The 26,253-nt window shown below is 72.3% G+C and carries 20 protein-coding genes, 1 tRNA gene and 1 riboswitch; of the genes, 10 read left to right on the plus strand and 11 right to left on the minus strand.

What is annotated here, in order from left to right:
- Positions 1 to 4: 4 nt before the first annotated feature.
- Positions 5 to 1,363 (minus strand): chloride channel protein, encoded by a 1,359-nt coding sequence (locus K1J60_RS23265; RefSeq protein ID WP_220647867.1) that lies wholly within the window; start codon positions 1,361 to 1,363, stop codon positions 5 to 7.
- A 248-nt stretch (positions 1,364 to 1,611) separates the two neighbouring features.
- Here K1J60_RS23265 and cyaB point away from each other — a divergent pair, with 248 nt between their 5' ends.
- A complete protein-coding gene (gene cyaB / locus K1J60_RS23270; protein WP_220647868.1) occupies positions 1,612 to 2,184 on the plus strand; it encodes a class IV adenylate cyclase in 573 nt (190 codons plus the stop codon).
- A gap of 84 nt (positions 2,185 to 2,268) precedes the next feature.
- Here the strand turns inward: cyaB and K1J60_RS23275 are convergent.
- Positions 2,269 to 2,342, minus strand: a tRNA-Met gene (locus tag K1J60_RS23275).
- Positions 2,343 to 2,430: 88 nt separating this feature from the next.
- The gene (locus K1J60_RS23280; protein WP_220647869.1) at positions 2,431 to 3,588 is read right to left on the minus strand and encodes a dihydrofolate reductase family protein; all 1,158 of its coding nucleotides are present in this window, start codon (positions 3,586 to 3,588) and stop codon (positions 2,431 to 2,433) included.
- A 48-nt stretch (positions 3,589 to 3,636) separates the two neighbouring features.
- On the opposite strand from K1J60_RS23280, the gene K1J60_RS23285 reads away from it, so the two are divergent.
- The 5 genes from K1J60_RS23285 (at position 3,637) to K1J60_RS23305 (ending at position 8,459) form a co-directional block, all read left to right on the plus strand.
- Positions 3,637 to 4,200: a MarR family winged helix-turn-helix transcriptional regulator gene (locus K1J60_RS23285; RefSeq protein WP_220647870.1), complete on the plus strand. Its 564-nt coding sequence runs from the start codon at positions 3,637 to 3,639 to the stop codon at positions 4,198 to 4,200.
- Positions 4,201 to 4,385: 185 nt separating this feature from the next.
- Entirely contained in the window at positions 4,386 to 5,039 is a 654-nt protein-coding gene (locus K1J60_RS23290; RefSeq protein WP_220647871.1) for a GTP cyclohydrolase II, read from the plus strand.
- A gap of 144 nt (positions 5,040 to 5,183) precedes the next feature.
- Positions 5,184 to 6,287 (plus strand): PP2C family protein-serine/threonine phosphatase, encoded by a 1,104-nt coding sequence (locus tag K1J60_RS23295; RefSeq protein ID WP_220651645.1) that lies wholly within the window; start codon positions 5,184 to 5,186, stop codon positions 6,285 to 6,287.
- Positions 6,288 to 6,568: 281 nt separating this feature from the next.
- Positions 6,569 to 6,730: riboswitch (cyclic di-AMP (ydaO/yuaA leader) on the plus strand.
- A gap of 10 nt (positions 6,731 to 6,740) precedes the next feature.
- On the plus strand, positions 6,741 to 7,802 hold the full coding sequence (locus K1J60_RS23300; RefSeq protein WP_220647872.1) for a M23 family metallopeptidase: 1,062 nt from the start codon (positions 6,741 to 6,743) through the stop codon (positions 7,800 to 7,802).
- Between the two features lie 93 nt (positions 7,803 to 7,895).
- The gene (locus K1J60_RS23305; RefSeq protein WP_220647873.1) at positions 7,896 to 8,459 is read left to right on the plus strand and encodes a cysteine hydrolase family protein; all 564 of its coding nucleotides are present in this window, start codon (positions 7,896 to 7,898) and stop codon (positions 8,457 to 8,459) included.
- 149 nt (positions 8,460 to 8,608) lie between these two features.
- Here K1J60_RS23305 and K1J60_RS23310 read toward each other — a convergent pair whose 3' ends face one another.
- The 4 genes from K1J60_RS23310 to K1J60_RS23325 all read right to left on the minus strand — a co-directional run bounded on the left by K1J60_RS23310 (position 8,609) and on the right by K1J60_RS23325 (position 13,882).
- Entirely contained in the window at positions 8,609 to 9,970 is a 1,362-nt protein-coding gene (locus tag K1J60_RS23310) for a PrsW family intramembrane metalloprotease (protein WP_220647874.1), read from the minus strand.
- A 77-nt stretch (positions 9,971 to 10,047) separates the two neighbouring features.
- Positions 10,048 to 10,917 (minus strand): tRNA (guanosine(46)-N7)-methyltransferase TrmB, encoded by an 870-nt coding sequence (gene trmB, locus K1J60_RS23315; protein ID WP_220647875.1) that lies wholly within the window; start codon positions 10,915 to 10,917, stop codon positions 10,048 to 10,050.
- A 107-nt stretch (positions 10,918 to 11,024) separates the two neighbouring features.
- Entirely contained in the window at positions 11,025 to 12,236 is a 1,212-nt protein-coding gene (gene lhgO / locus K1J60_RS23320) for an L-2-hydroxyglutarate oxidase (protein ID WP_259407875.1), read from the minus strand.
- 221 nt (positions 12,237 to 12,457) lie between these two features.
- On the minus strand, positions 12,458 to 13,882 hold the full coding sequence (locus K1J60_RS23325) for a hypothetical protein (protein WP_033526778.1): 1,425 nt from the start codon (positions 13,880 to 13,882) through the stop codon (positions 12,458 to 12,460).
- Positions 13,883 to 14,596: 714 nt separating this feature from the next.
- Here K1J60_RS23325 and K1J60_RS23330 point away from each other — a divergent pair.
- Positions 14,597 to 16,687 carry an asparagine synthase-related protein gene (locus K1J60_RS23330; protein ID WP_220647877.1) on the plus strand — a complete coding sequence of 697 codons (2,091 nt, stop codon included), beginning with the start codon at positions 14,597 to 14,599 and terminating at the stop codon, positions 16,685 to 16,687.
- Between the two features lie 193 nt (positions 16,688 to 16,880).
- Positions 16,881 to 17,651 (plus strand): calcium-binding protein, encoded by a 771-nt coding sequence (locus K1J60_RS23335; protein ID WP_220647878.1) that lies wholly within the window; start codon positions 16,881 to 16,883, stop codon positions 17,649 to 17,651.
- 119 nt (positions 17,652 to 17,770) lie between these two features.
- Here the strand turns inward: K1J60_RS23335 and K1J60_RS23340 are convergent, their stop codons facing one another.
- On the minus strand, positions 17,771 to 19,672 hold the full coding sequence (locus K1J60_RS23340; protein WP_220647879.1) for a sigma-70 family RNA polymerase sigma factor: 1,902 nt from the start codon (positions 19,670 to 19,672) through the stop codon (positions 17,771 to 17,773).
- Between the two features lie 397 nt (positions 19,673 to 20,069).
- Positions 20,070 to 20,864, minus strand: a complete 795-nt coding sequence (locus K1J60_RS23345) for a TetR/AcrR family transcriptional regulator (RefSeq protein ID WP_220647880.1) — start codon at positions 20,862 to 20,864, stop codon at positions 20,070 to 20,072.
- A gap of 480 nt (positions 20,865 to 21,344) precedes the next feature.
- Here K1J60_RS23345 and K1J60_RS23350 point away from each other — a divergent pair, with 480 nt between their 5' ends.
- Positions 21,345 to 22,709 carry an NAD(P)/FAD-dependent oxidoreductase gene (locus K1J60_RS23350; RefSeq protein WP_220647881.1) on the plus strand — a complete coding sequence of 455 codons (1,365 nt, stop codon included), beginning with the start codon at positions 21,345 to 21,347 and terminating at the stop codon, positions 22,707 to 22,709.
- A gap of 222 nt (positions 22,710 to 22,931) precedes the next feature.
- Positions 22,932 to 24,602, plus strand: coding sequence for an ATP-binding SpoIIE family protein phosphatase (locus K1J60_RS23355; RefSeq protein ID WP_220647882.1), 1,671 nt, complete (start codon positions 22,932 to 22,934; stop codon positions 24,600 to 24,602).
- Positions 24,603 to 24,639: 37 nt separating this feature from the next.
- On the opposite strand, the gene K1J60_RS46045 is transcribed toward K1J60_RS23355, so the two are convergent.
- Positions 24,640 to 24,762, minus strand: coding sequence for a hypothetical protein (locus K1J60_RS46045; protein ID WP_259407876.1), 123 nt, complete (start codon positions 24,760 to 24,762; stop codon positions 24,640 to 24,642).
- A gap of 200 nt (positions 24,763 to 24,962) precedes the next feature.
- Positions 24,963 to 26,243 (minus strand): MFS transporter, encoded by a 1,281-nt coding sequence (locus tag K1J60_RS23360; protein ID WP_220651646.1) that lies wholly within the window; start codon positions 26,241 to 26,243, stop codon positions 24,963 to 24,965.
- Positions 26,244 to 26,253: the final 10 nt, after the last annotated feature.

The following is a 26,253-nucleotide window of genomic DNA, read 5'->3' on the forward strand; positions in this document are numbered from 1 at the left end:
GCGTTCAGGACTGCCCTCGTCCCGGTGCCGGAGGCGATGATGCCGTCGCCGGATCGCGCGACGGCGTGAGTCTCGCCGTGGAGACGTACGACACCACCACCGCCACGATCACCAGCGGCATGACGGTGACCCCCTGAGCCCCGATCAGCAGGGTGGCCAGCAGGACGGAGACCAGCGGGAGCCGCAGCATCGCGGCGCTCATCGCCCCGATGCCCATCGCGAACCCCGCGACCAGGCTCAGCCCCGGCAGATGGGAGCAGAGGATGCCGCCCGCCGCCCCCACGAACATCGCGGGGAAGATCGGGCCTCCCCTGAAAGCGCTGAGCGACACGCAATAGGCGAGGCCCTTGCACAGCACCAGCAGAGCCAGCGCGCCCACCGAGTACGCGGCGCTGTGGGTGAGGAAGGGGTCCAGCGCCGTCTGCCCCGAATACAGCACGTCGGTCGCCTGTTTGTCCGTGCTCTCCGCGTAGCCGATCGCGAGTCCCGCCACGACCAGGCCCATGACCACGGTGGCAGGCACCCGTCGCCGCTCGACGCGCTCGCGGAGCCGCACGGCGAGCCACCGGATGCCCACACCCACGAGCGCGGCCGACAGCCCGATGACCAGCGCCCAGCCGAACTCCGCCGCTGTCGGGCGCGTCGCTTCGGGTACGTCGTGCAGGGCCAGCGAGTAGGTGCCCAGCCCGCTCCAGGAGCCCAGCCCGACGAAGACGAGCGCGCCGACCCCCGCGGCCAGCAGTCCGGGCACCAGCACCATCGTCATCATCGGCCCGCCCAGCCCGGAGGCCTCCATCAGGAGGAACGCCCCCAGCAGCGGCGACCCCAGCAGCGAGCTGACGGCCGCGAAACTCCCGGCCGCGCCCAGCACCGCGCGCATCTGCTCCGGCGGGTCGCGTCTGACCAGCCGTACGGCACCGGCGGCGAGCCCGCTGCCGAGTGCCAGGAGGGGTGCCTCGGGCCCGAGGACGGCGGCGAAACAGAGCGTCGCCAGAGCGGCCAGGAAGATCCCGGGCAGTTCGACGGGCGGGGGCGCACCGGCCGGCTGGAACCCGGCGCTCGGTTCATGTCCGCCGTGCCCCGGCAGGTACCGGACCGTCAGCCCCACCAGCAGTCCGCCGACGGCGAGCAACGGCAGCGGCCACCAGGCCGGCGTTCCGTCGAACCCCAGTGCTTCGGGCAGATCCGAGTAGATCAAGGGCTGGGCCTCGCCGACCAGGACGAGAAACCCGAACGCCGCCGCGGACACGGGCACGCCGACCAGCGCGACAATCGCCAGAAGCACCAGGTACGCACGGCTCCGGAGAAGCGCCACCGGATCCGGCGGCGACCCGGCCCCGGATCCGGTCCTCTCCACCGACATGCGCACTGCCTCCTCGCATCGCCACCGCCGAACCGAACCCGGAAGGCCTCCGCGACCGAGGTGCCTGCCGCGATTCCGAGCCTCACACGCCGTCCTGAGGCAGGCATGCCGACACGGCCCATGTGTGTCACGGCGACGGCGTCCCTACGACCGGATCTCCTCGGCGTCGCGGTCGGAGGGGCAGTGGGAGGGAAGGGGCGGGGGAAGAGCCGAGGGTGAGGAGTCGAGGGTGAGGAGAGGGGCCAGGCGTGATCGAGGCGGAGTTGAAGGCCCGTGTCCGTGTGCCGGAGGTGGTCGCGCGGGCGCTCGACGAGTTGGGGGAGGGCAGGTCCGAGTCCTACCGGGACACGTACTACGACCTGCCCGACGGCAGTCTGCGGGCGCGGGACGAGGAGTTGCGGCTGCGGTTCGTGGCCGACCACGGCACGGGGGACCGGCGCACGCTGCTCACGTTCAAGGGGGCCGCCGTGGACGAGGCGTCCGGTTCGAAGCCCGAGTACGAGACGCGGGTGGAGGACTCGCAGAACGCGCACGCCATCCTGGAGCACCTCGGCTACGTACCGGCGATCGTGTTCGAGAAGCGGTGCCGTAGCCATGCCTTCGAGGCGTACGGGCGACAGCTGCTCGCCACCCTCGTACGGGTCCCCGAGTTGGACGGCACGTTCCTGGAGGTCGAGACCCTGGTCCAGGAGGAGGCCGAGGTTGTCGCGGCCCTCGACGACATCCGCGCCGTGCTCGCCGACCTCGGTATCGCCCCGGAGGACCTCACCCGCGAGCTCTACACCGAGGCGGTGGCGGCAGCCCGCCGTACCCAGCCCTAGCCGACAGGCCAGGGGGCGCAAGGGCGTGCAGCACACAAACACCTGAGGCCGGAATCCTTTCGGATTCCGGCCTCAGGCCTTCAGTAGCGGGGACAGGATTTGAACCTGCGACCTCTGGGTTATGAGCCCAGCGAGCTACCGAGCTGCTCCACCCCGCGTCGTTGAAACCAGTGTACGCCATCCGCGGGACCCCTGAGCACACGGTTAACGGCGGCCCCCGTCCGGCGGCTGTCGCGGCGGCCCCGCTCAGCCCAGCAGATGCCTGTTGGGTGCCTTCGCCCGCTCCTCGTACTCCGGCACCACCACCACTTCGGCGCCCTCCGCCGACAGCACCGCGTTGCCCGCCGCCGCGTCCTCGACGAACGTGTCCGGCTCGCGCCAGGCCGTGACGACGCGGCGGACGCCCGCGTCGAGGACGAGCCGGGCGCAGGGCGCGGGCCGGGAGGCGCGGTGGGCGCACGGTTCGAGGCTGCTGTAGACCGTGGCGGAGGCGAGGCGCGGGTCGGTGGGGTCGAGCTTGGCGAGGGCGGCCTCCTCGGCGTGGACCACGGGGTCGTCGCCCTCGCGGGAGTGGCCGCGGGCCAGTTCCGTACCGTCCGCCGCGACCACGACGGCCCCCACGCTGAACGCGGTCCGCGAGGGCGGGCACGCGGCGGCCAGGGTGCAGGCGAGGTCGAGCCAGTGCCGGTCGGCGGGGGAGACGGCCGGGCCCGTGCCGGGGACCGTGGGGGCGTAGCGGATGAGGACGACGTCGCCGACCGGCCGGGTCTCCAGCAGCCGCAGCCGGCTCTTCGGCCCGCCGGGGTAGGCACCCGTCCCGAACAGCCGGGGCGCGTCCGCCTCGCCCACGAAGAGCGGTGCGACGGCCAGCTGCACCTCGTCCGCGAGGCCCTGCTGGAGGAGCTGGGTGTGGACCCGGCCGCCGCCTTCCACCATGAGGTGGCGGATGCCGCGCACGTCTCCGAGGTGGTCGAGGACGGCCGTCCACTCCAGCTCGGGGCCGACGGAGACCACGGCCACGCCCTGCGGTCCTGTCGGCAGGCCCAGCCCGTGCAGCCGTTCCGCGCCCTTGTCGGTCGTGTACACGACCTTCTCGCCGCCGGTGTGCCAGAACCGGGCCGCCGGGTCGAGTTCGCCGGACGCGCTGACCGTGACCTTGAGCGGGTACTCGGGGAGCCCGGCGGCGACCCGGGCCGCACGCCGCTCGGGGGAGTTGACCAGCAGCCGGGGGTTGTCGGTGCGCAGGGTGCCGGCGCCGATCAGGATGGCGTCGCTGGCCGCGCGCACCTCGTCGACCCGGTCGAAGTCGGCCGGTCCGGAGAGCAGCAGCCGCTCGGGTCCGGTGTCGTCCAGGAAGCCGTCGAGGGAGACGGCGGCGGACAACAGGACGTAGGGCTGGGGCATGGACGCGCTCCCTTGGTTCAAGTTTTAAACAATAACTACACTGTACGTATGACGACCCGCTGGCTCACCCCCGACGAACAGCGTGCCTGGCGTGCCTACGTGGCCGCGAGTTCCCTCCTGGAGGACGCGCTCGATCGGCAGCTCCAGCAGGAGGCCGGCCTGCCGCACCTCTACTACTCCGTGCTGTCCGGTCTCTCCGAGGCGCCGGAGCGCCGGATGCGGATGACCGAGCTCGCCGAGCGTCTGAAGATCACGCGCAGTCGGCTGACGTACGTCGTGACCAGGCTGGAGAAGGACGGCGTGGTCCGGCGCGAGGACTGCCAGTGGGACAAGCGCGGCAGTGTCGCCGTGCTCACCGACGAGGGCATGACCCTGCTGGAGCGCACGGCGCCGGGGCACGTCGAGACGGTGCGCAAGGCCGTCTTCGACCACCTCAGTCCCGAGCAGATCGCTCAGTTCGAGGAGATCTGCGCGACCATCGCGACGGCGATCCAGGGCGGGGACCCCCGGACGGCCCCCGGCTCGGACGACCTTCCGTGGCGCCGCCGCGCGTGTCCGTCGGGCCAGCAGGACGAGCAGCGGGGATCCGAGCCGTCGGGACGAGCGGGATAGCGGGGTCCGAGCCGTCGGGACGAGCGGGATCCGAATGGGCAGGGCGAGCGGGATCGTGCGTGACGGGGATGTGACGAATCCCCAATTCGGTTGCTTGAAATTTGAAGCACGGGTTAGAGTCGCTGCGAGCGCTGTGCTTCAAAACTGAAGCACAGCGACACCCCGCACCAGGACCGGAGAACCGCATGCCCGACTTTCCCGCTGCCACCCCGCGTGCCCGCGTCCGGGTACCGCTGCGTTTCCAGGACGGCTACGGCGTCGACGCCGACATGGTCACCTTCCACGACCTCGTCGACGGCCGGGAGCACCTGGCGGTCGTCCTCGGCGACCCGGCCCCCGGCACGGCCCCGCTGGTCCGGCTGCACTCCGAGTGCCTGACCGGCGACGTGTTCGGCTCGGCCCGCTGCGACTGCGGCCCGCAGCTGCGCGAGGCGGTGGAGCGGATCGCCGACCGCGGCGGCGTCCTCCTCTACCTCCGCCAGGAGGGCCGGGGCATCGGCCTCTACAACAAGCTCGACGCGTACGCCCTCCAGGACCAGGGCCTCGACACCTACGAGGCGAACGCGGCGCTCGGACTGCCGGAGGACGCCCGGGACTACACGGCGGCGGCCCAGATGCTGGGGGCCCTCGGCATCGACGAGCTCGACCTGCTCTCCAACAACCCCGACAAGGCCCAGCAGTTGCGCGACCTCGGCGTGAGCGTCCGCGACCGCGTCCCCACGGGCGTCTTCACCACCGCCCACAACGTCCGCTACCTCCGCGCCAAGGTCCTCCAGACCCAGCACACCCTCCCCCTGCACGAGCTGACGGGCGGCCTGACGGGCCTCTCGGCGGGCTGAGCCCCGCCAGCCCCCCGGCACCCGCTGCGCCCGCCCTCCCGCACCTCCTCCGGCAGGGCCTAGCCCACTCGGCCCCACCGACTAGCCCCGCCGCCCACCCCCGGAAACCCTGTATCCGTGGGGCAGCGAGAGGGCGCGAAGGACATGCGGGAGCCGGGTGGGCGTCGGTTCTCGTACGCCCGTACGCTCGCCCGCGCCCTTCCCGTGCTGTTGATCGCCGTCGGGCTCTTCTACGACCACTTCACCCCGCGCGAGTTCACCGCGGTGCCCTTCTTCACCGCCGCGCCCCTGGTGACGGCCCCGCTCTTCACGCTGTACGGCACGGTGATCGTCGGCGCCGTGTCGGTGGCCGGCATCAGCGCCGTACGCGTCTATTACGAAGACTCCGGCCACGAGGACGCGATCACCGAGATCGTCACGGTCGCCACCGTCGCCGTACTGGCCGTCCTGATCAACCGCCTCGTCCGCCGCAGCGACGCCCGCCTCGCCACGGCCCGGGAGGTCGCCGAGGCCGCCCAGCGGGCCGTACTGCCGGTGCCGCAGGAGCGGATCGGCGGGCTGGAGATCGCCGCGCGGTACGAGGCCGCGCAGGCCGGGGCGTCGATCGGCGGCGATCTGTACGCGGTGCAGGACTCACCCCACGGCGTACGGCTGATCGTCGGCGACGTACGCGGCAAGGGGCTGGGGGCGGTGTCGGCGGTGGCGGTGCTGATCGGGGCGTTCCGGGAGGCGGCCGAGCAGGAGGCGACGCTCGAAGCGGTGGTCCAGCGGCTGGAACGGGCGCTGGCCCGGGAGGGGACGCGGCGGGAGGCCACGCGAAGGGACGCGGCGGTGGAGTTCGAGGGGTTCGTGACGGCCGTGCTCGCGGAGTTCCCGCACGGCGCGGGCCACGCCCGGATCGTCAACCGGGGCCACCCCTCCCCCCTGATGCTGCACGCCGACGGCACCCTGTGCACGCTGGACGCCCCGCAGCCCGCGCTGCCGCTCGGCATGGACGACCTGGGCACCTGGCCCGACCGCGCGGAGGACACCGTGTTCCCGCCCGGAGCCACGCTGCTCTTCTACACCGACGGCCTCTCCGAGGCGCGGGACGCGCACGGCGTCTTCTACGACCCGGCCGCACGCCTCGCCGGCCGTGTCTTCACCGCCCCGCGCACCCTGCTGACGACGCTCGCGGAGGAGGTGCGCCGACACACGGGTGACCGCACCACGGACGACATGGCCCTCCTGGCGGTCCGCCGCCCTTGAGGTGCCGAGGCCACCGAGATCGCCGCCCGCACCGTGCCCCCCGAGTACCGATGTCACTGAGCGTGTCCGTCCAGCCGTTCTCCGTATAACAACTGACGACACGTCAGGGCGACTGTTACTCGTGAGTCAAGGTCAACTCGCCCGTTTTCGGCCCCTCATGACCCGTAAAGTCCAGCGGGAAAGCCGGAACGATCATTAAGAACAGCTTGGAATGGAGTACTCGCGTCTATTAACGTTCGATAACGCAGCGCGGTCGTCCCAGCCGTCACAAGAGACGGCTCCGTGCTCACGCGTCGAATCCCGCAAGGGAACCGGGGAACCACCACCCTGGGGTGAATCGCACGGAAACCGCCGTGGCAGTACGCACGACCGGTTTACGCGCGTAGGAGACCTTCCTGCTCCGAACCCGTCAGCTAACCCGGTAGGCGAAAAGGAAGGAAGGAGTACGCCCACGTGGCGTCGAACCGGTCCGCGACCGAAGCCCCGTTCGTGCCGACCCAACGCGACGGCGAGAGCCAGACGTTCGGCTACGGCAGCTACAACAGCGACAACGAGGGCCCCTGGCAGGAGTGGAATCCGGGCGAGGACACCCTGCGCCCCGTCCGCGGCCGGCATCGCGTCGCCAAGAAGAGCGGCGTACTCGCACGGGGCGGACTGGCCCGCAGCTCCACCGTTCTCGGCGTCGGTGTCATAGCCGCCGTCAGCGGTGCCGGGATGGCCAGCGCGCAGTCCGGCAAGGCCCCGGTCTCCATATCGATGCCCGACATGCCGAACGTCGGCTCGGTCTTCGAGGACGAGCCCGACGAGCCGGAGCCCCAGGGCTCCTCCTCCCCCCTCAGCAGCGCGGGTCTGATCGCCGCCGACACCGAGCAGGGCACCGCCGACGCCGGCGAGGCGCTGCGCGCCCGCATCATGGCGCAGGCCGAGTCCCAGCAGGACGCCTTCGACAAGGCCGCCGCCGAGGCCGCGCAGACCGCCGCCGCGGAGAAGGCCGCCGAGCAGGCGGCCAAGGAGAAGAAGGAAGCCGAGGCCAAGGAGGCGGCCGCCCAGAAGAAGGCGGAGGAGGAGGCCGCGGCCAAGAAGGAAGCCGAGCGCCTCGCCGCCCTGGCCAAGCAGTTCACCCTTCCCACCTCCTCGTACACCCTCACCTCCACCTTCGGTCAGGCCGGCCCGTACTGGTCCTCCGGCTACCACACCGGCCTCGACTTCGCGGCCCCCACCGGCACCCTCATCAAGGCCGTCCACAGCGGCACCATCACGCAGGCCGGCTACGAGGGCTCCTACGGCTACAAGACCGTCCTCACTCTCGATGACGGCACCGAGATCTGGTACGCCCACCAGTCCTCCATCGGCGTCAGCGTCGGCCAGAAGGTCGCCACCGGGGACGTCATCGGCCGCGTCGGTGCCACCGGCAACGTCACCGGCGCCCACCTCCACATGGAGGTCCACCCCGGCGGCTCCAGCAGCGGCATCGACCCGGCGGCCTGGCTCCGCAGCAAGGGCCTCACCCCGTAGCCCGCCGCCACCCCACACAGAACCAGCGACGCCGCGTCCGCCCTCGGGCCCACGCGGCGTTCGTCTTGTTCTCCCGGAGAAGGGACGGCAAGCATGGCGAAGAGCGCACTCCTGGTGATGGACGTCCAACGGGACGTCGTGGCCATCGCCGACGACGGTTCCGGATATCTGCCGCGCCTGCGCAGGGCGATCGACGGAGCCCGGGCGGCCGACATTCCCGTGATCTACGTGGTGATGGGGTTACGGCCGGGCGATCCGCAGGTCAGCCCCCGCAACAAGGTGATGGCGAACGTCCTGCGGGCCGGCCTGTTCACCGAGGGTGAGCCCGGCACCGAGATCCACGACGACGTCGCGCCCCGGCAGGGCGAGGTCGTGGTCACCAAGAGACGGGGAAGCGCGTTCTCGGGCAGCGACCTCGACCTGGTGCTCAGGGCCCGCGACATCGACAGCCTCGTCCTCACCGGCATCGCCACCAGCGCCGTGGTGCTGTCCACCCTGTGGCACGCCGTCGACCTGGACTTCGGCCTCACGGTCCTGGCGGACGCCTGCCTCGACACCGACCCCGAGGTCCACGCGATGCTCACCGAGAGGCTGTTCCCGCAGTGGGCCGAGGTCCTCACCGTCGAGGGCTGGCTCGGGGCCATCGCGCCGCGTTAGCGCGCGCCGTGCCGGTGGCGATGGGGAATGCGGGTGGCGTCCGGTCCGATCGTTGACCTCGGAGAGGACGTCTCTTCGCAAGCTGGGCAGATCCGAGCGCCGCCGGGGCGGTGGGCCGACGGCGTCACCAACCTCTCCGAACGGCACACCTAGGGCCCTCCTGAGAGATAGGGGTTGTACGCGGGATACGACACCGCCCCGTGGACCACGGGCTGCGCGTACACCGACCCGTACCCCCCGAACGCCCCGTACCCGTACCCATGTCCGTACCCGTACCCGTACGCGTACTTCGCCCCGACCTCCCGCCCGGCATAGCCCATGGCCGGCCGAGCCAGCTCCCGCCTCCGCCACAGCTCGAACAGCAACTCGCGCTCCCGGAGCGCGAAGTCACTCCCCGCCCGCCCTCGCAACCCCCGATACCGGTGGAAGGCCAGCTTCGTCGCGTACACCTCGTACTCCGCGATCGACCGGGCCCCCGCCTTCCCGAAGTGATGCGCCGCGTACTCCCGCGCCACCCGCCGAGCCCGCATCGACCCCAGGACATACGGCTCGACCGGCGTCAGCCACCCCGCGGCCGCGTACGCGGGCAACCCCTCCCGCACGGTCCGCAACTCCCGCTGCCGAGCCCAGATCACCCACCAGGTCAGCAACCCGAACGCCGGCACCATGAACGCCGCGTACACCGCGAAGAATCCGAACTCGCCGAACGTCGCCGACCCGTTCCAGACCGAGTGCATCCCCATGGCGAGCAGGAGTCCGCCCAGCGGTACGAGCACCCGCCGCCCCCGCTGCCACTCCGCGGAGAACGCCGCCACCCCGAACCCGATCCCCGTCAACACGGTGAACAGGGGATGCGCGAACGGCGACATGATCACCCGCACGAAGAACGTGGCCGCGGTGACCGACGCGAGGCCGCTCCCCCCGCTGAGCTGGTCCGTCCCGAAGGCGGTCCCCAGATACAGGATGTTCTCGGTGAACGCGAATCCCGTCGCGGTGAAGCCCGCGATCACCACGCCGTCCACGACCCCGGTGAAGTCCCGTCTCCTGAAGAGGAAGACCAGCAGGACGGCGGCGGCCTTGGCGGTCTCCTCGACCACGGGAGCTATGACGGTGGCACCCAGGGTGTCGGCGTGCGAGGGGTCGGCCGTGGCCGTCGCTATCCACCGCGTCGCGAAGCTGTTCGCCACGATGGCTATCAGCGCCGCCGCACACGCTCCCCAGGCGAACGCGAACACCAGGTTCCGCCAGGGCCCGGGCTCCACGCGGTCCAGCCACCGGAACGCCGCCATGAGCAGGGGTACGGGCAGCACCGCGAGCCCCAGCCCGACGAGAAACCCCTCCGTGCCGGTCTGTTCGCGGACGAGCGCGAGGATGACGAGCCCGGAGACCGCGAGCAGACCTATCAGCGCCCCGTATCTGACGCTCTTCCGCTGCCACCAGCGGGTGGGCCTGAACACATACCCACCGGTCGGGCCGCTGGGGTGCGTCGGGTAGGGGGAACTGGTGGCCATTGCATTGACCCTAACGAGGGACGGGCGCCGCCCGCGACGGCGCGTGGTACGCCCCGCCGGGCTGTGAAGGCAGGTCGTCAGGCGCCTGTGGGGGGCAGTTCGGACTGCTGCTTCTGCTCCTGCTTCCGCTTCTGGTTCCGCTCCTGCTCACGCTGCTGTACGCGGCGGAAGAGCAGATCGTTCACCACATGACCCTTGTCCAGTCCCTGCCCCTCGAAACGGGTCAGCGGCCGGAAGCCGGGACGTGGCGCGAACCCGCCGTCGGCCCGGGTGTTCTCGAACTCGGGGTGCGCGGTGAGCACTTCCAGCATCTGCTCGGCGTACGGCTCCCAGTCCGTCGCGCAGTGCACGATCGCCCCCGGCCTGAGCCGGGACGCGGCGAGGGTGAGGAATTCCGGTTGGATGAGCCGTCGCTTGTGGTGACGCTTCTTGGGCCAGGGGTCGGGGAAGTAGACCCGCAGCCCGTCCAGCGAGTCGGGCGGGAGCATCTCCCGCAGCAGGATGATCGCGTCGCCGTTGGCGACCCGGACGTTGGACAGGCCGGCCTGGTCCGCGAGGTTCAGCAGATTGCCCTGGCCCGGCGTGTGCACATCCACGGCGAGGACATTGGTCTCCGGGTCGGCGGCGGCCATCCGCGCGGTCGCCTCGCCCATCCCGAAGCCGATCTCCAGCACGACCGGCTGGTCGTTCCCGAACAGCTCGGCGAGATCCAGCGCCCGCCCGTCGATGTCGAGCCCCCACTTGGGCCACAGCCGCTGCAGGGCGTCCGCCTGCCCGGCCGTCACCCGGCTCCGCCGCGGCTGGAAACTCCGGATCCGCCGCTCGAAGTGCGACCCGGCGGGATCCGCCTTGGGCCCGTCGGGAAACCGAGGTTCCCCCTTGGCACGGGCGTGCCGAAGGGAGGCACCGGGGGTGCGGGGCTCAGGGGCATCGGTGGAGTCAGACACAGTTCCACAATTTTACGACTCCTGACGGAGGCGGCTCCCTCGTGCCCGTCTCCATGCCCGTCCCCACGCCCGTGCCCACGCCGGGCACCGCTCGCCCGAACGCCCTCTCACGCCCCGGCCAGCGCGGCCAAGGCCCTCGCCCCGACCTCCCGCCCGATGGGCAGCGAAGCGGTGGCCGCGGGCGAAGGCGCGTTCAGCACGTGGACGGCCCGCGCGCTCTCGCGGATCAGGAAGTCGTCCACGAGGGTCCCGTCCCGCAGCACCGCCTGCGCCCGCACCCCTGCGGCCGCAGGCACGAGATCGCCCTCCGAGACCTCCGGCAACAGCCGCCGCACCGCTTGGGTGAAGGCCTTCTTGGACACGGACCGCCGAAGCTCCCCGGCCCCGTACCGCCAGTGCCGCCGCGCTATCCGCCAGGAGCCGGGCCACGTCAGCGTCGCCCCCAGCTCCCGGGGCCGTACCGTCCCCCACCCGTACCCCTCCCGGGCCAGGGCGGGCACGGCGTTGGGTCCGATGTGGACGCCTCCGTCGATCCCCCGGGTCAGATGCACCCCGAGGAACGGGAACGCCGGATCGGGCACCGGGTACACGAGTCCACGCACCAGCTCGGGCCGCGCCAGCTCGTAGTACTCCCCCCGGAACGGCACGATCCGCATCCCGGGGTCGTCCCCGGTCAGCCGGGCGACCTCGTCGCAGTGCAGCCCGGCGCAGTTCACCAGGACCCGCCCCCGTACGACGTCACCGCCGCGCACCCGCACGGCGACCCCCAGTGACGCCCGCCGGTCGATCCGCTCGACCTCGGCGCCGTAGCGGATCTCGGCGCCGGACGCGCGGGCGAGCTGACGGGCGACCCCCACGAAGTCACAGATCCCGGTGGTGCCGACGTGTATGGCCGCGAGCCCGCGCACCTCCGGCTCGTACTCGGCGATCTGGGCGGCGCCCAGCTCCCGCACCGGAATGCCGTTCTCCCGTCCGCGCTGGACCAGCGCGTGCAGCCGGGGCAGCTCGGACCGCTCCGTGGCGACGATCAGCTTCCCGGTGACGGCGTGGTCGATGCCGTACTCGGCGCAGAACTTCACCATCTCGGCGGCGCCCTTGACCGCGTACCGCGCCTTCAGCGACCCCGGCCGGTAGTAGATCCCGCTGTGGATGACGCCGCTGTTCCGCCCGGTCTGGTGCCGGGCCGGCCCCGGCTCCTTCTCCAGCACGGTGACCCGCGTGCCCGGCGCCGCCCGCGTGATCGCGTACGCCGTCGACAGCCCGACGATCCCGCCGCCGACCACGAGCACATCACAGTCGTAAGCGCCCTGGCTCCGCACGCGCCCCACCTCCCGACTCCGATAGTGCACTGCACCACTGACAATGCCCTCAAACCCGGAAGCCGCCCACATGGCGCTGGTCACGTTCTCCGCATGCCGGCCGCACGAAGCCGCGCTCCGGCAGGGGCGCGGGGAACTGCGCGGGGAACCGCGCGATCAAACCCGACGCACCCGCACCCGCCAAAGCACCCCGAACCCGGCAGACGAGTAGGCACCCGACCCTAGGCCGGCGTCATCAACAACGGCCGCGCCCTCTCCCGCAGCTCGATGACCCGCGGCTCGTCCCCGTACGGCTCCAGCCGATGCAGCAGATCCTTCACGTACTCGGTCGTGCGCGCGGACGAAATGCGCCCCGCGACCTCCACCGCCCGCACTCCCTGCTCACACGCCGCGTCGAGATTCCCGGACTCCAGCTCGGCAACCGCGGACACGACAAGCCGCAGCCCGTGCGACCGCACGAACTCCTCCGTCGGCCGCGACAGCGCCTGCTCGGTGAAGCGGCGCACCTGACGCGGCGCCTTGAGGTCGCGGTAGCACTCGGCCGCGTCCGCGGCGAACCGGTCGTACCCGTAGAACCCGAGCCAGCTCGGGTCGTGGTCGCCGTCCCGGGCCCGCTCCAGCCACCCCTCGGCGGCCTTGAGGGCCGCCCCGGCCGCTGCCGCGTCGCCCGCGCGGGCGTGCGCCCTCGCCTCGACGAGCCGGAAGAAGCTCATCGTGCGCGCGGTGGCGAGCCCCCGGTTGCGCTCCAGCGCGGCCTGCGCGAGGTCGACGCCCTCGTCCCCGAAGCCCCGGTAGGTCGCCTGCAACGACATCGTCGCCAGCACGTACCCGCCCAGCGGCACGTCGGCCGCGGCCCGAGCCAGTCGCAGCGCCTGGATGTAGTACCGCTGCGCGGCCTCCTGTTGACCCGTGTCAAAGGCCATCCAGCCGGCGAGGCGGGTGAGTTCGGCGGAGGCTCCGAAGAGCGCGCGGCCGACTTCGTCGGAGTACGAACCGAGCAGCAGCGGCGCCGCCTCGACCCGCAGGCACTCCGGCACCATCGACGAACGCCAGTCGCCGCCTCCGTACTTGGAGTCCCAGCGCCTGGCGTCCTCGGCGGCCTCCCGCAGCTTCCGCACATCGCTGTGGCCGACCTTCAGCGGCGACCCGGAGCCCTCAGCGGAGCCCGCTTCGCGCGCCACCGAACTGTCGGCCGGGGTTATGAGCCAGCGTGACGCGGGTGTCGCGTACGCGCTCACCGCGAACGATCCGGCGAGGGACTGCCAGATGCCACCGGTGCCCGCGCGGCGCCCGGCGAGGTCGAGGCGGTAGAGCTCCGTCGCCGCGCGCACCGCCTGTCCGACGTCACGGGGGAAGGCGAGGCCCACTTCGGGGGCGGGATCCGCGTCCGCCAGGCCGATCTCGTGGAGCGGCACCGGGCGGCCGAGCTTCTGCCCGATCGCGGCCGCGATGAGATGCGGCGCGGCCCCCTGGGGGACCATGCCCTTGGAGACCCACCGCGCCACCGAGGTCTTGTCGTAGCGAAGTGTCAACCCGCGTTGGGCGCCAAGATCGTTGACGCGACGCGCGAGGCCTGCGTTGCTGATTCCCGCGAGGGCGAGAACGGCGCCGAGCTTTTCGTTCGGCCCGCGTTGCTCCCTGGACATTGCGCCACCCCTCGAACAGACGGCTGCCGCGGCGGCATAGGCACGCGGCATTCGTAAACCCAGCGTAGTTCGCCGCATCCCAAGCGTTAAGGGGCCCAAATCCGGATGGCGGGATTGTGGTCCGTACGAAAGTGCGGGCGGAGTACGGAGTGTTGTCACGTGCTCCCGTTGTGTGGCCGTGCGCCTGTCCGTGCGCTCTTCTCCGGCCACCGGGGGAGCGGTTCCATGGTTGTGCGTGGGTCGGCCCGCTGTACTGGATCCAGTGGGCTGGGGGACACCGCCGCCTACATCCCCGCGGGCGGCGGACCGGTCCGGGGGGCGAACTCCGCCTCCCGGACTGTGCGTTGACGCTGAGTCGCCATCGGGGGTGGAGCGAGGATCGGGTGAACTCCGCCCTTCGTGGCCGATTTGGCTGAAAATCGACGGTGGTCGTCGAGGGTGAATACCGCCCCGACCACGTCTCTTGAGGGCGCGTTAGGTGTTTTGGGGGAGCGTACCGGGGGCGCATTCACGTCGTAGACCCGGGGTCCTCCTTTGTCGACCACCCCTCCTCAGGGGCGACTTGAGGGTGTGACGGGGGAGCGCTCTAGGCGCCCCAGGGGCGCACTTGCCGGTGCGCAAGCCGCACTGCGCGCCCTCCGACAGGCCTCCTTCGTGGCAGCATGGGAGCCGTTCGTACGGTGCACCGGTTGTCCACAGCCTGTGGAGGCGTCGATGCGGTGGTTGGTGGGATGGAGCAGTACCGCCGCTGGCGCGCCCGTCAACGGCTCCGCCGGCGCCGCGGGACCCGACGGAGAGACGGTGCAGCCGGTCGGCTCGCACCTGCTCTGGGGCGGCCCCGATCCGCTGTGGGCCGTCGGCGACTGGCGTCCCGACGAGGTGCGGGTCGTGCAGGCCGACGCCCAGACGCGCATCGCCGTCCTCGGTATCTGCGGTGCCTCCGACGAGCAGCTGCGCGTGGGCCTGTTCGCCGCCCGCGGTGGCGCCCTGCGCCATCTCACCGCCTGGCCCGGCAGCTACACCGCCGTCGTCCAGGTCGGCCGCCGGGTGACCGTCTGCGGCGACCTCGCGGGCGCGCGCCCGGTCTTCCACACCCCCTGGGCGGGCGGCACGGCGTACGCGACCGCCGCCCTGCCCCTCGCCGACCTCGTCGAGGCCAACCTCGACTTCGGGCATCTGGCCGCTCTGCTGGCCGCCCCCGATGTGCCGGACGCCGTCCACGACTCCACTCCGTACGACGGCGTGCGCCGCATTCCTCCGGGGCACGCACTGATCCTGCGCGCCGGGGCCCGTGAGGTCGCCGGCTACGAGCCGGTCGCCTCCCTCGCCGTCGCCGCCCCCTCCGCCGACCCGGCCAGCGCGGTGGACGCCGTCCGCGACGCCCTCGTGGAGTCCGTACGGGTCCGCCTCTCGGCCCCCCGGCACGTGCCCGACGTCGATCCCGGCCCGGTGCCCGGCATGGGCCCCGCCGAGCGCCGGGCCGCCCGGGGCATGCCCGTGCCCGGTATCGGCGCCGACGTCTCCGGCGGCCCCGCCTCCGGCACCCTGGCCCTGCTCGCCGCCGGCCTGCCCGGCGCCCCCGGCACGGTCCTCGGCCACGGCACGGGCGCCGGTGAGCGCCTCCTCGCCGTCACCTTCAACGACCTGGCCACCTCCGGCCGCGAGACCGAACTGGAACGCGCGGGCACCCTGGCCGCCAACCCCCGCCTCCACCACGTCGTCGTGACCGGCGGCGAGGAGGTCCTCCCGTACGCCGACCTCGAGGTCCCCCTCACCGACGAGCCGGGCCCCTCCCTGGTGACGGCCGCCCGCCACCGCGCCCGCCTGGCCTCCGGCAGCGCGGACCACTTCACCGGCTACGGCGCCCGCCAGGTCCTGGACGCCCACCCGGCCCGGCTGGCCGACCTCCTGATGGACCGCAAGCGTCGCCACCTGGTCCGCCCGGTCGCCGCCCTCGCCAAGGCCGACGGTTCGGTGATGGTCCCCGCACGCGTCTACGGCGCCGCGCGGAAGCTGGCCCGCACCCCGTACCGCTCCGGCGTCGAAGTCCTCGCCACCCGCCTGATGCAGCGCCGCTTCGAGGAGCCCGGAGGCGCGGTGGGCGCCTCCCTGGCGGCGCTCACCTGGGCCAGACCGGGCCCCGCCGCCCGCTGGCTGACCGGGGAGGCCCTGGCAGAAGTATCGATTCGCCTGGGTGCGACGACGGGCCGCCCCAGCGTCGGCCCCGGCCAGCGACCCGGCGACTTCCGCGCCCGCGCGGCCCTGGCCCGCCACGCGGCCGACATCAGAGTCCTCGAACAGGCGGCGGAGGTCCGCTCCCAACGCCTCCACACCCCCTTCCTCGACAACCAGGTCGTCCGCGCCTGCCGCGCCCTCCCCGAGGCCCTGCGCGTCCAGCCGGGCGCCCGCGCCGCCATCCTCCGCACGGTCCTGGAGGGCGCCGGCGTCACCGACCTCCCGCCCGGGTGGGGCGCCCCGTCGCACGCGACCTCCGCCGCGGCCGCCCGCACCGGCCTCCGTAGGGCCGCCGACACCCTGATCACCCTCTTCGACACCCCCCTCCTCGCCCAGGCGGGCCTGGTGGAGGCCCGAGTCGTCCGCAAGGCCCTCCGCGCCGCAGCCGAGGGCGAGCCCCTCCCCCTCGACGGCCTCGCCGACCTCGTCGCCGTCGAACTCTGGCTCCGCCGCCTCCTCTCCCGCCGAGGCACCTGCTGGACCGGCACCCCGGCCCGGCAGCGCGCGGTCCCCGCCGGGATCACGCCCCAGCGGGGCGCCCTGGGCGCGGGGGTGGCGCGACGGGTGTGAACGGGGGACGGTCCGCCGAAGAGCGCCCGGCGTAGCGGAATCTCAGCATCCGGATGCGTACAACCAACCGGGTCCGTCGACGGTCTTCATCGAGATCGGACAGACGTCCGACTCCCCAGCACCTCACGTGCACGTACGCGCCCTCCGACGCATGGCGTACCCGAGGTGGCGTAGCTCTTGTGCCAGGAGAACCATGCGTACACGTACGGCTGCCGCCGCCACCCTCGGCACCTCGGTGCTGCTTTCGCTGCTCGTCCCCGCCGCCGCCCACGCGGACACCGCGAAGGGCGACACGGTCTTCACCTCGGTGAACTTCAACAAGAAGACCTTCAACGTGGGCGTCAGCGCGGCCCAGACGGTCAGCGTCGCCGCCACGGCCAAGGACGGGTCGGGCATCAAGGGCATCTACGGAGCCAAGCTCATCAGCTCCGACGACCGGATCATCCACGCCCACGCCGCCGACTGCACCAGACCCTCCTCCACCACCATGAAGTGCGTGTTCAAGTTCACCCTGGACGCCAACCGCACCGACTACTACGACCTCAGGAACAGCTCGGCGGGCACCTGGCGCTTCACCGCCGAGGCCGCCGCCAACGACAGCGACTTCTACGACCTGGAGACCAGCGCCAAGATCCAGGTGAAGCGCCTGGCCAAGCTCGCCACCACCAAGGCCGGCCCCGAGCCCGTGGCCAAGGGCGCCAAGCTCACCGTCACCGGCGCCCTGACGCGGGCCGACTGGAACACCAACACCTACCAGCCGCACGCCGGCCGCTCCGTCGCCCTGCAGTTCAAGCGGTCCGGCACCTCCACGTACACCCCGGTCAAGACGGTCACCACCGACTCGGGCGGCAAGCTCCGCACCACCGTCACCGCCAATGCCTCGGGGACCTGGCGCTGGAAGGCCACATCGACCTCCACCACGAGCGGGGCGACGGCGTACGGCGACACGGTGACGGCGAACTAGTGCCGCGACAGGCACCGGACGCCGCTCCTCAACGGGCAGACGTTGCCTGTCACGGCATTAGGCAGGCGAACGGCGCTCCTGAAGTGAAGGCCCTCTCGCCGTGACCCCGGTCCGAGCTCTCACTCACACCTGAACGACGACTCCGCCCAGTCCGCCGGCACCGCCGCGTCGTGGGGGCGGTACGGCTCGACGACCAGTCGTACCGTCTCCCGCCCGCTGAGGTTCACGTGGACCGGAACCGCCGGATCCCCAGCCCGCACCAGCCCGGACGCCCACAGCCGGACCCCGTCGCCGTAGACGGAGAAGGAGACCTTGCCGAGGCCGTGCGTCAGGTCGTCGACGCCGACGAGCGCGTGGTACGAGGCGCACCGGCGGTTGAGGTCGATGGTCACGGAGGAGCGGCCGTGCACGGTCACCCCGTTCGCGTACCGCTTCCCCGCGATCGACATCCCGTTCCGCTGCCAGACCCAGCTGCTCTCGCCGAGGCGCATCTCGGGCTCGGTGCCGTCGCCGAGCACGCCGTACCGCAGCTCGTTCCACCGGTAGACGGCCGGGGGAGGCGGCGGGGGCGGGGAAGCGGGCGGCGGGGGCGGTGTGGGGGACGGCTTCGGCGGTGCGGGAGTCGGCGTGGGGGTGGGGGTGGGGGTGGGCGTGGGAGCGGGGGTCGGCTTCGCGGAGGGAGCCGGCGTCGCGGCCCGCGACGGGGAGGGCGTCGGCGTCGGTGTCGGCAGCGGCTCGGACGCCGGCACCACCCTCGCGGGCGCGCCCGGCGCGGACTTCTCCTCCGGCGGCGCAGGGGGATCCGGCTCCGGGGCGGCCTCGACGGGCTGCGAGGCGGGCGGCTTGGCCAACGGCTCCCTGGGTCTCACGTCGTCGTTCGCCAGCGCGAGCGCCACCGCCGCGGCGACCATCCCGGCCACACTCACCGCGATCCCGGCCTTCGCCGGCGCGCCGAGCCCCTCAGCGGCGGCCCCACCGCCCGCCCCCGCGCCACTGGAACCGCCGCTCGCGGCGGCCGCCGCGCCCGCGACCCCGGCCGCCCCGGCTCCCGTGCCACCGGCGACGAGCGCGGCCACCTTCGCGTACCCGGCCGCACCGAACCACCCGATGACCGCGACGGGTACGACGGCGGGGATCCCGCTCGCGACTTCCTTGATCTGCCCGGCGGCCAGCCGGCACGCCGCGCACTCCTCCAGATGGGCGCGCAGCCCCCGCTCGGCCCGAGTCCGCAGGCTGCCGCGGGCGTACGCGCCGAGCCGGTCGGCGTAGCGGCCGCACTCCGCCGAGTTCCCGGCGAGCGTGGTGCTCACATGGGCCTGCAGATACGCCTGTTTGAGTCCCTCTCGCGCCCGGCTGGCCAGTACCCGGGTTCCGTTGGCGTCCAGACCGAAGAGCGTGGCGACCTCGCTCGGCGACTCGTCCTCGACCTCTGTGTGCCAGAGCACGGCCTGCCACCGCTCCGGCAGCGAACGGAACGCCCGCATCGCCATCGACTGCTCGGCCTCGTGCATCGCCCGCACATCGGCCCCCAGGTCCAGCGTGTCGCTGTCGGACACCTCGGCCCGGCGCGACGACTGCGCCGCGAACACCGCGAAGTCGTCGACCAGATGTTCCCGCTTGGCGGAGTTCGTCCACGTCGCGGCGACGCGTCGCACCGACGTCAGCAGATAGGCCCGTACGGCGTGCTCCGGGCCGGAGCCGCCTCGTACCGCCTGCAACATCCGGGCGAAGACCTCGGCCGTCAGGTCGTCCGCGGTATGGGCGTCCCGGCAACAGGTCCGGGCGTACCGACGCACCGCCTGCGCGTGCCGCCGGTACAGCTCCTCGTACGCCGAGTCCTCCCCCGATCGCATCCACTCGATCAGATCGGCGTCGGAAGGCGCCCGCGGCGGCAGCACACCGGAGTCGGAACGGTCCCACTGCGCCGGAACGCCGCGCCCCCCTTGCCTCGGCACCTGGGGCTCAGCCTCAGCCTCCGCCCCCTCCGCCGACTTCGACTCGTCCCGCCCGTCAACACCCATCGCGGAAGCCCCCGCCGCCAGCCGACCCAGTCCCGAACACCAGGGCAGCGTGCCATATTGGCTTTTGTTCAGTCCCTAGCACTACGGGCATACCACTCGTCCGAGGGGACTTCCCAGACCTCAGGCCACGCGTTCACCCAAATGAGCAACGCGGTCTCCGATTCCGCGCCCGAAAGGGGCGCGGGGAACGGCGCGAGAACCCCCACCGGACCCGCACCCGCGAACGCGGCCTCCCGGGGTCGAAGGGGCAGTGCCCCTGGGGACGGGAACGGGTAAGGGCGGCGGGGGCGAAATAACCACCCCGCGCCGCCCCTGGTGAACGACTCGCACCCGCCCACGATCAGGCAGGCAGCCGGCAGGCCTCAGGCAGGCCGAGACCGCAGGCCTCAGTCAGGCCTCAGGCAGGCCGGGACCGCAGACCCTCCAGCAGAATGTCGAGCAGCCGAGCCGACGCGGCGGCCTGCTGCGCCGCGTCCGGCAGCGAAGGCGCCCCCGTCGCGATCACGAGCAACACATCCGCCACGGTCACGTCCTCCCGCAGCTCACCCGCGGCACGAGCCCGCTCCACCAACTGCCCCACCACCTCGAGCAGCGCCGAAGCCCCGGCGTCGTCCACCGGCCCGCCAAGGCCGGCGGCGGAGCCACCCGCGTCGGAGTCCGCCGACACCAGCCGAAGCTCGGCCGTCGGCTGTATCCGCTGCTGTGGCACCCGTGCCTCGTCGACGACGATCTGGCCGACCCCGTCGGACCCGTCCTCGGCGACGCCGACCCGCAGCACCTGCGGCGGCAGCAGCCGCCCGGCACCGGAGGCCACCGACGTCCGCAGGAACCGCGACAGTGCCTGCCACGGGTCCTCCTCCTGCCCGAGTGCCACCCTGGCCTGTTCGGTGAGCCGAGACGTCTCCTCCTCGGCTATCCGGCGGACCAGGACGTCCTTGCTCGGGAAGCGCCGGTACACCGTGCCGACACCGACCCGCGCGCGGCGGGCCACGTCCTCCATCGGCGCGCCGTACCCCAGCTCGCCGAAGACCTCGCGCGCCGCGCGCAGCACGTGCTCGAGGTTGCGCTGTGCGTCCACGCGGAGCGGAGTGGACCGCACTCCGTCACCGCGTCCGTTGCCGCCCGCCGAGCCGATCGCACCACCGGGTGCGATGGTGGACGCGGACGACCAATGGGACTCCTGAATATGCATACGTGTTCCCCCGGTAATGACGTCTCCCCCCGGAGACTCTCCCCGTCATCGGAAGCCGGAGCGGCGGAACGAGCGTCCAAGGTCCTCGGCGGTCACCGATCACCTTCGTCGGAGACCCGGTCCCCGGACCGACCGCCCGTCGCGGACCACCCGGAATCCGGACCCGGACCCGACATCCACGACCTCGACCCCGGACCCGACCGAACCTCTTGAACGCATCCCCCCTACACCCCGTCGACACACGAACATAGTTGAGAGGGAGTCAATTCAGAAGGGGCACGTTCCGCACGGAGCGCCCCTCGATCGGAGTACGGGCGGTTTACGTCCGGTTTGCGCCCCCTCCTGCAACCGGTCTCACACCTTCTGACCTGCGCACATGCCGCTCGCGCCGGCAAATCGGCCAACCCCGCGCCCGCACGGCGACCGGTCACACAAATTGCCGGGCCTGTGGACAAACCAACGAGCAAGGTGCGTCATGGGATGGTGAAGGAACCGATGCGCATCCTTATCGTCGGCGGCGGATACGTCGGGCTGTACACAGCGCTGCGCTTGCAGCGACAGCTGAAACCGGAACTCGGACGCGGAGACGTCGAGATCGTCGTCGTGTCCCCCGACCCCTATATGACGTATCAACCCTTCCTTCCGGAGGCGGCCGCGGGCTCCATCTCGCCCCGCCATGTCGTCGTGCCCCTGCGCCGGGTCCTCGACAAGTGCAAGGTCGTCATCGGCGAGGCCACCGCGATCAACCACGCCAAACGCGTCGCGACCCTCAGCACCCTCGCCACCGAGGAGGAGGGCTCGGCCGCCGAGCAGCTGACGTACGACGAACTGGTCCTCGCCCCCGGATCCATCTCGCGCACCCTGCCCGTGCCCGGCCTCGCGGACCACGGCATCGGCTTCAAGACCGTCGAAGAGGCCATCGGCCTGCGCAACCACGTCATCGAGCAGATGGACATCGCCTCCTCCACCCGCGACCCCGCGATCCGCGACGCCGCCCTGACCTTCGTCTTCGTGGGCGGCGGCTACGCCGGCGTGGAGGCGCTCGGCGAGCTGGAGGACATGGCCCGCTACACCGCGCGGTACTACCACAACGTGCAGCCCGAGGACATGAAGTGGATCCTCGTGGAGGCCTCCGACCGCATCCTCCCGGAGGTCGGCGAGGAGATGGGCCGCTACACGGTCACCGAACTGCGCCGCCGCAACATCGACGTACGGCTGCACACCCGCCTCGAATCGTGCGCCGACCGCGTCGCCGTCCTCAGCGACGGGGCCCGCTTCCCGACCCGTACGGTCGTCTGGACGGCCGGGGTGAAACCCCACCCGATCCTCGCCGCCACCGACCTGCCGCTGAACGAGCGCGGGCGGCTGAAGTGCACCGCCGAGCTGTCGGTGGAAGGCGTCGCGCACGCCTGGGCCGCCGGTGACGCGGCCGCGGTCCCCGACGTCACCGCCGAAGCCGGCAAGGAGACCGCGCCCAACGCCCAGCACGCCGTCCGCCAGGCCCGCGCCCTCGGCGACAACATCGCCCGCTCCCTGCGCGGCGAACCACTGCAGACGTACGCGCACAAGTACGTCGGCTCGGTCGCCTCCCTGGGCCTGCACAAGGGTGTCGCCCACGTCTACGGGCGGAAGCTGAAGGGCTACCCGGCCTGGTTCATGCACCGCGTCTACCACCTGAGCAGGGTGCCCACCTTCAACCGCAAGGCCCGCGTCCTCGCCGAATGGACCCTCTCCGGACTCTTCAAACGAGAGATCGTCTCGCTCGGATCACTCGAACATCCCCGTGCGGAGTTCGAACTCGCGGCCGGTGGAAAGCCTCCTGAGAACCCGAAGGGGTCGTCCTGACCGGATCCCGGAACTCCACCGGTCGGGCCGACGTCTGACGGATGTCGGTCCGGTCGGCCAGACTGGTCCGCGACGTGATCCATGATCCCGGGCGGGGCCACTCCCTCGCCCACTACCCACGACCAGGCGTCCCCCACCGCCGCACCCGGGGCTTCCCTCGGGCCACCGGCCGGATCCGGAGCCGGCCACAGACGACCACACGAGGCACGAGGCAAGGATTCGGTGAACTTCACGCGCTGGAGCGCCCGGCTCCCCGGTACGCAGCGCCGCGCCGCAGCGCGGACCGAACACACGGTCACCCCGGACCGGCGCGGGGAAGGCTCCGTGCCTGCGGCCCGCGTCGAACGGCAGAGCGACGACCCTCCGGACGGCCACCTGACCGTGCCCGCCGTCGACGACCTCCCCACCCGCGAGATCCTCGACCGCATCCCGGCCCTCGTCGCCCTCGTCCACGGCCCCGACCACCGCACGGCCTACGTCAACGACGCCTATGTCGCGGCCTTCGGCGTACGCCCGCTCGGCGAACCCGCCCGCGCGTCCCTGCCCGAACTGGACGCCCTCGGCCTCCTCCCGCTCCTCGACCAGGTCCTGCGCAGTTCCAGACCCCGCACGGTCAAGTCCCGCAAGGCCCCCGGCGGCCGCAGCTACACGATCACCTGCACCCCCGTCGCCCTACCGAGCGGTGCCGAGCAGAGCGAGGGCGGCGTACTGATCTTCGCCGCCGACGTCACCGACCACGCCGAGGCCGGCGAACGCCTGCGCGCCAGCGAACGCCGCCAGCGCGAGACCGCCGTCACCCTCCAGCGTTCCCTCCTCCCACAGGAACTGGAACAGCCCGACGACCTGCGTATCGCCGCCGTCTACCACCCCGGCGGCACCGAGACCGCCGTCGGCGGCGACTGGTACGACGTCATCACCCTCGGCGGCGGCCGCACCGCCCTCGTCATCGGCGACGTCATGGGCCGAGGCGTGCGCGCCGCCGCCGTCATGGGCCAACTCCGTACGGCCGTCCGCGCCTACGCCCGCCTCGACCTGCCCCCTCACGAGGTCCTGCAGCTGCTGGACGGTCTCGCCACGGAGATCGACCCCAACCAGATCGCGACCTGCGCCTACGCGGTCCACGACCCCAACGAGGGCCGCCTGGTCTACTCCTCCGCCGGCCACCTCCCCATCCTCGTCCGCGACGAGAGCGGCACGGTCCTGCGCGCCGACGAACCGACCGGCCCCCCGCTCGGCACCGGCGGCTGGACCCACACCTCCGGCTCGATCCCCCTCGGCCCCGGCTCCACGGCCGTCTTCTACACGGACGGGCTGGTGGAGCGCCGCAACGAGGACCTGGACGAGGGCATCGCCGCCCTGGAACGCGCCCTGTCCGGCGCCACCGGAACCCCGCAGGTCGTCTGCGACCGCCTCGTCCGCTCGACCGGCGTCACCGCCGACCACGACGACGACGTGGCCGTCCTCGTCCTCCAGCACCCCGCCCGCACCGGCCCCGACAGCGAACTCTTCCGCAACGCGGCGCTCGAACTCCTCGGCGGCGTCGAAGCGGCCCCCCGCGCCCGCGCGTTCGCCTCCGGCGTCCTGACCAGCTGGCGCTTCCCACCGGAGCTGCACGACCTGGGCGTCCTGGCGGCCAGCGAACTCGTCGCCAACTCCCTGCAACACGGCACCCCACCCATGCGTCTGCGGCTCCGCCGCACCGACCGCCGGCTGATCGTGGAAGTCACCGACGGCAACGACCACCTTCCCCGGCGCCGCCGCGCCGAGCCCGCCGACGAGTCCGGTCGCGGCATCGCCATCGTCGCCACCATCGCATCCAACTGGGGCAGCCGCCGGGCACCGGGCGGCGGCAAGGCGGTGTGGTGCGAGTTCGCCCTGCCGGGGCCCACCTGAGCGGCCGGGGCCGGGGGCACAGTCCGGCCCCGGACCCTCACACGGACTCGGGGACCGGTAGGTCCGCCCGGCGGGCGGTGTCGACGCCCGCGCGCCAGGCGACACGGGCCGCGTGGAGGCGGGTCTCGACGCGGGTGAGCACCCTGCTAGGCCTGCTCATCGCCGTGATCCCCACCGTGGTCCTCGCCTCCCAGATCTCCGGGTTTCCTGAGCGTGCCCTGGTGGCAACTGGGCGTACTCGCCGCGGCGACCTAGGCCGCGGTACTGCTCGCCGCTGTCCTCTCCGCCCACAAGCTCCGCGTGACCGAAGCCCGAGCCACCTGAGGGGCGCCGCGCACGACCCCCCTCAGGGCCGGGGCGTCAGGCCCGGGCCGCCACAGGATCCGTGACGGCGGCTCCACTCCCGGCGACCACTCGGCTGCTCGCGAGCGCGGGCTGATCCTGCACGGCCGTGAGCTGCCGCCCGAGTCGCAGCGCCAGCACACTGATCCCCAACGAGCACAGCAGGAACGCCACGATGTACGGCGCGTGCAGCGAGGCGCCCATCGGTCCGCCCACCGCCGGACCGACAGCCAGCGCGAGCTGCTTCACCAGAGCGAAGGCCGAGTTGTACTGCCCCGCCAGCCCGGCCGGAGCGAGATCCGCGACCAACGGGGCGACGGTCGGCGACAGCATCGCCTCACCCAGCCCGAACAGCGCGTACGTCGAGACGAACGCGGCCACGGCCATCTCCTGGCTCCCGTGCCCGAGTCCCGCGAAGCCCGCGACACCCCAGGCCACGGCCCAGATCAGACCCACGGCCGCGATCACCCGCGACCGCCGGCGCCGCGTCACGAACCGCAGCACGGCGAACTGCGCGACCACGATCACGGCGGTGTTGGCCGCCAGCGCCGTACCGAGCGCGGAGGTCGATACCCCAGCCGCCTCCACCCCGTACGCACTGAGCCCCGACTCGAACTGCCCATAGCAGGCGAAGAACAACACGAAGCCCAGCACACACAGCTGCACCATGGCCCGGTTGCCGAGCAGCTGCTTCCAACTCCCCTTGGCCGAGGCTTCCGCGGGCACGCCCTCGACCTTGGGCGCACGCGGCATCCGTACGGTCGCCATCACACCCACGAGCAGCAGGAACATCGCCGCCTGTATCGAGAACAGCAGGACGAAGGAACCCGCGCGCGAGGCATCGACGAGATGCCCGCCTATCAGCCCGCCGACCCCGAGCCCGAGATTCTGCAGGAAGAACTGTGTGGCGAAGGCCCGCGACCGGTTCTCCGCACCGGAACAGTCGACGATCATCGTCGCGAGCGCCGGCTGCATCACGGCCTGCCCCGCCCCGAGCACCGCCGCGGACACCAGCACGGTCGTCGCACCGGTGGCCAGTCCGAGACTCAGCGAACCGACGGCGGCGGTGACCAGGGCGGTGAGCAGCACCGGAAGCGGCCCGCGCCGGACTATGGCCCGCCCCGCGAACGGCAGCACCACGAGCGCGGCGACGGCGAAGACCGCCAGCACGAGCCCCGCCGTCATCGCACCGAGATCCCGCACCTGCGCCACATAGACGTACAGATACGGGACCGTGAAGCCGAGTCCGAACGCGCCGAGCGCGTTGCCCACGTGAATCCGGCGCATCGCTGCGCCCATCCCCCTGGTC

Origin of the sequence: Streptomyces akebiae, from assembly GCF_019599145.1 — a bacterium.
Classification (GTDB): Bacteria; Actinomycetota; Actinomycetes; order Streptomycetales; family Streptomycetaceae; genus Streptomyces; species Streptomyces akebiae.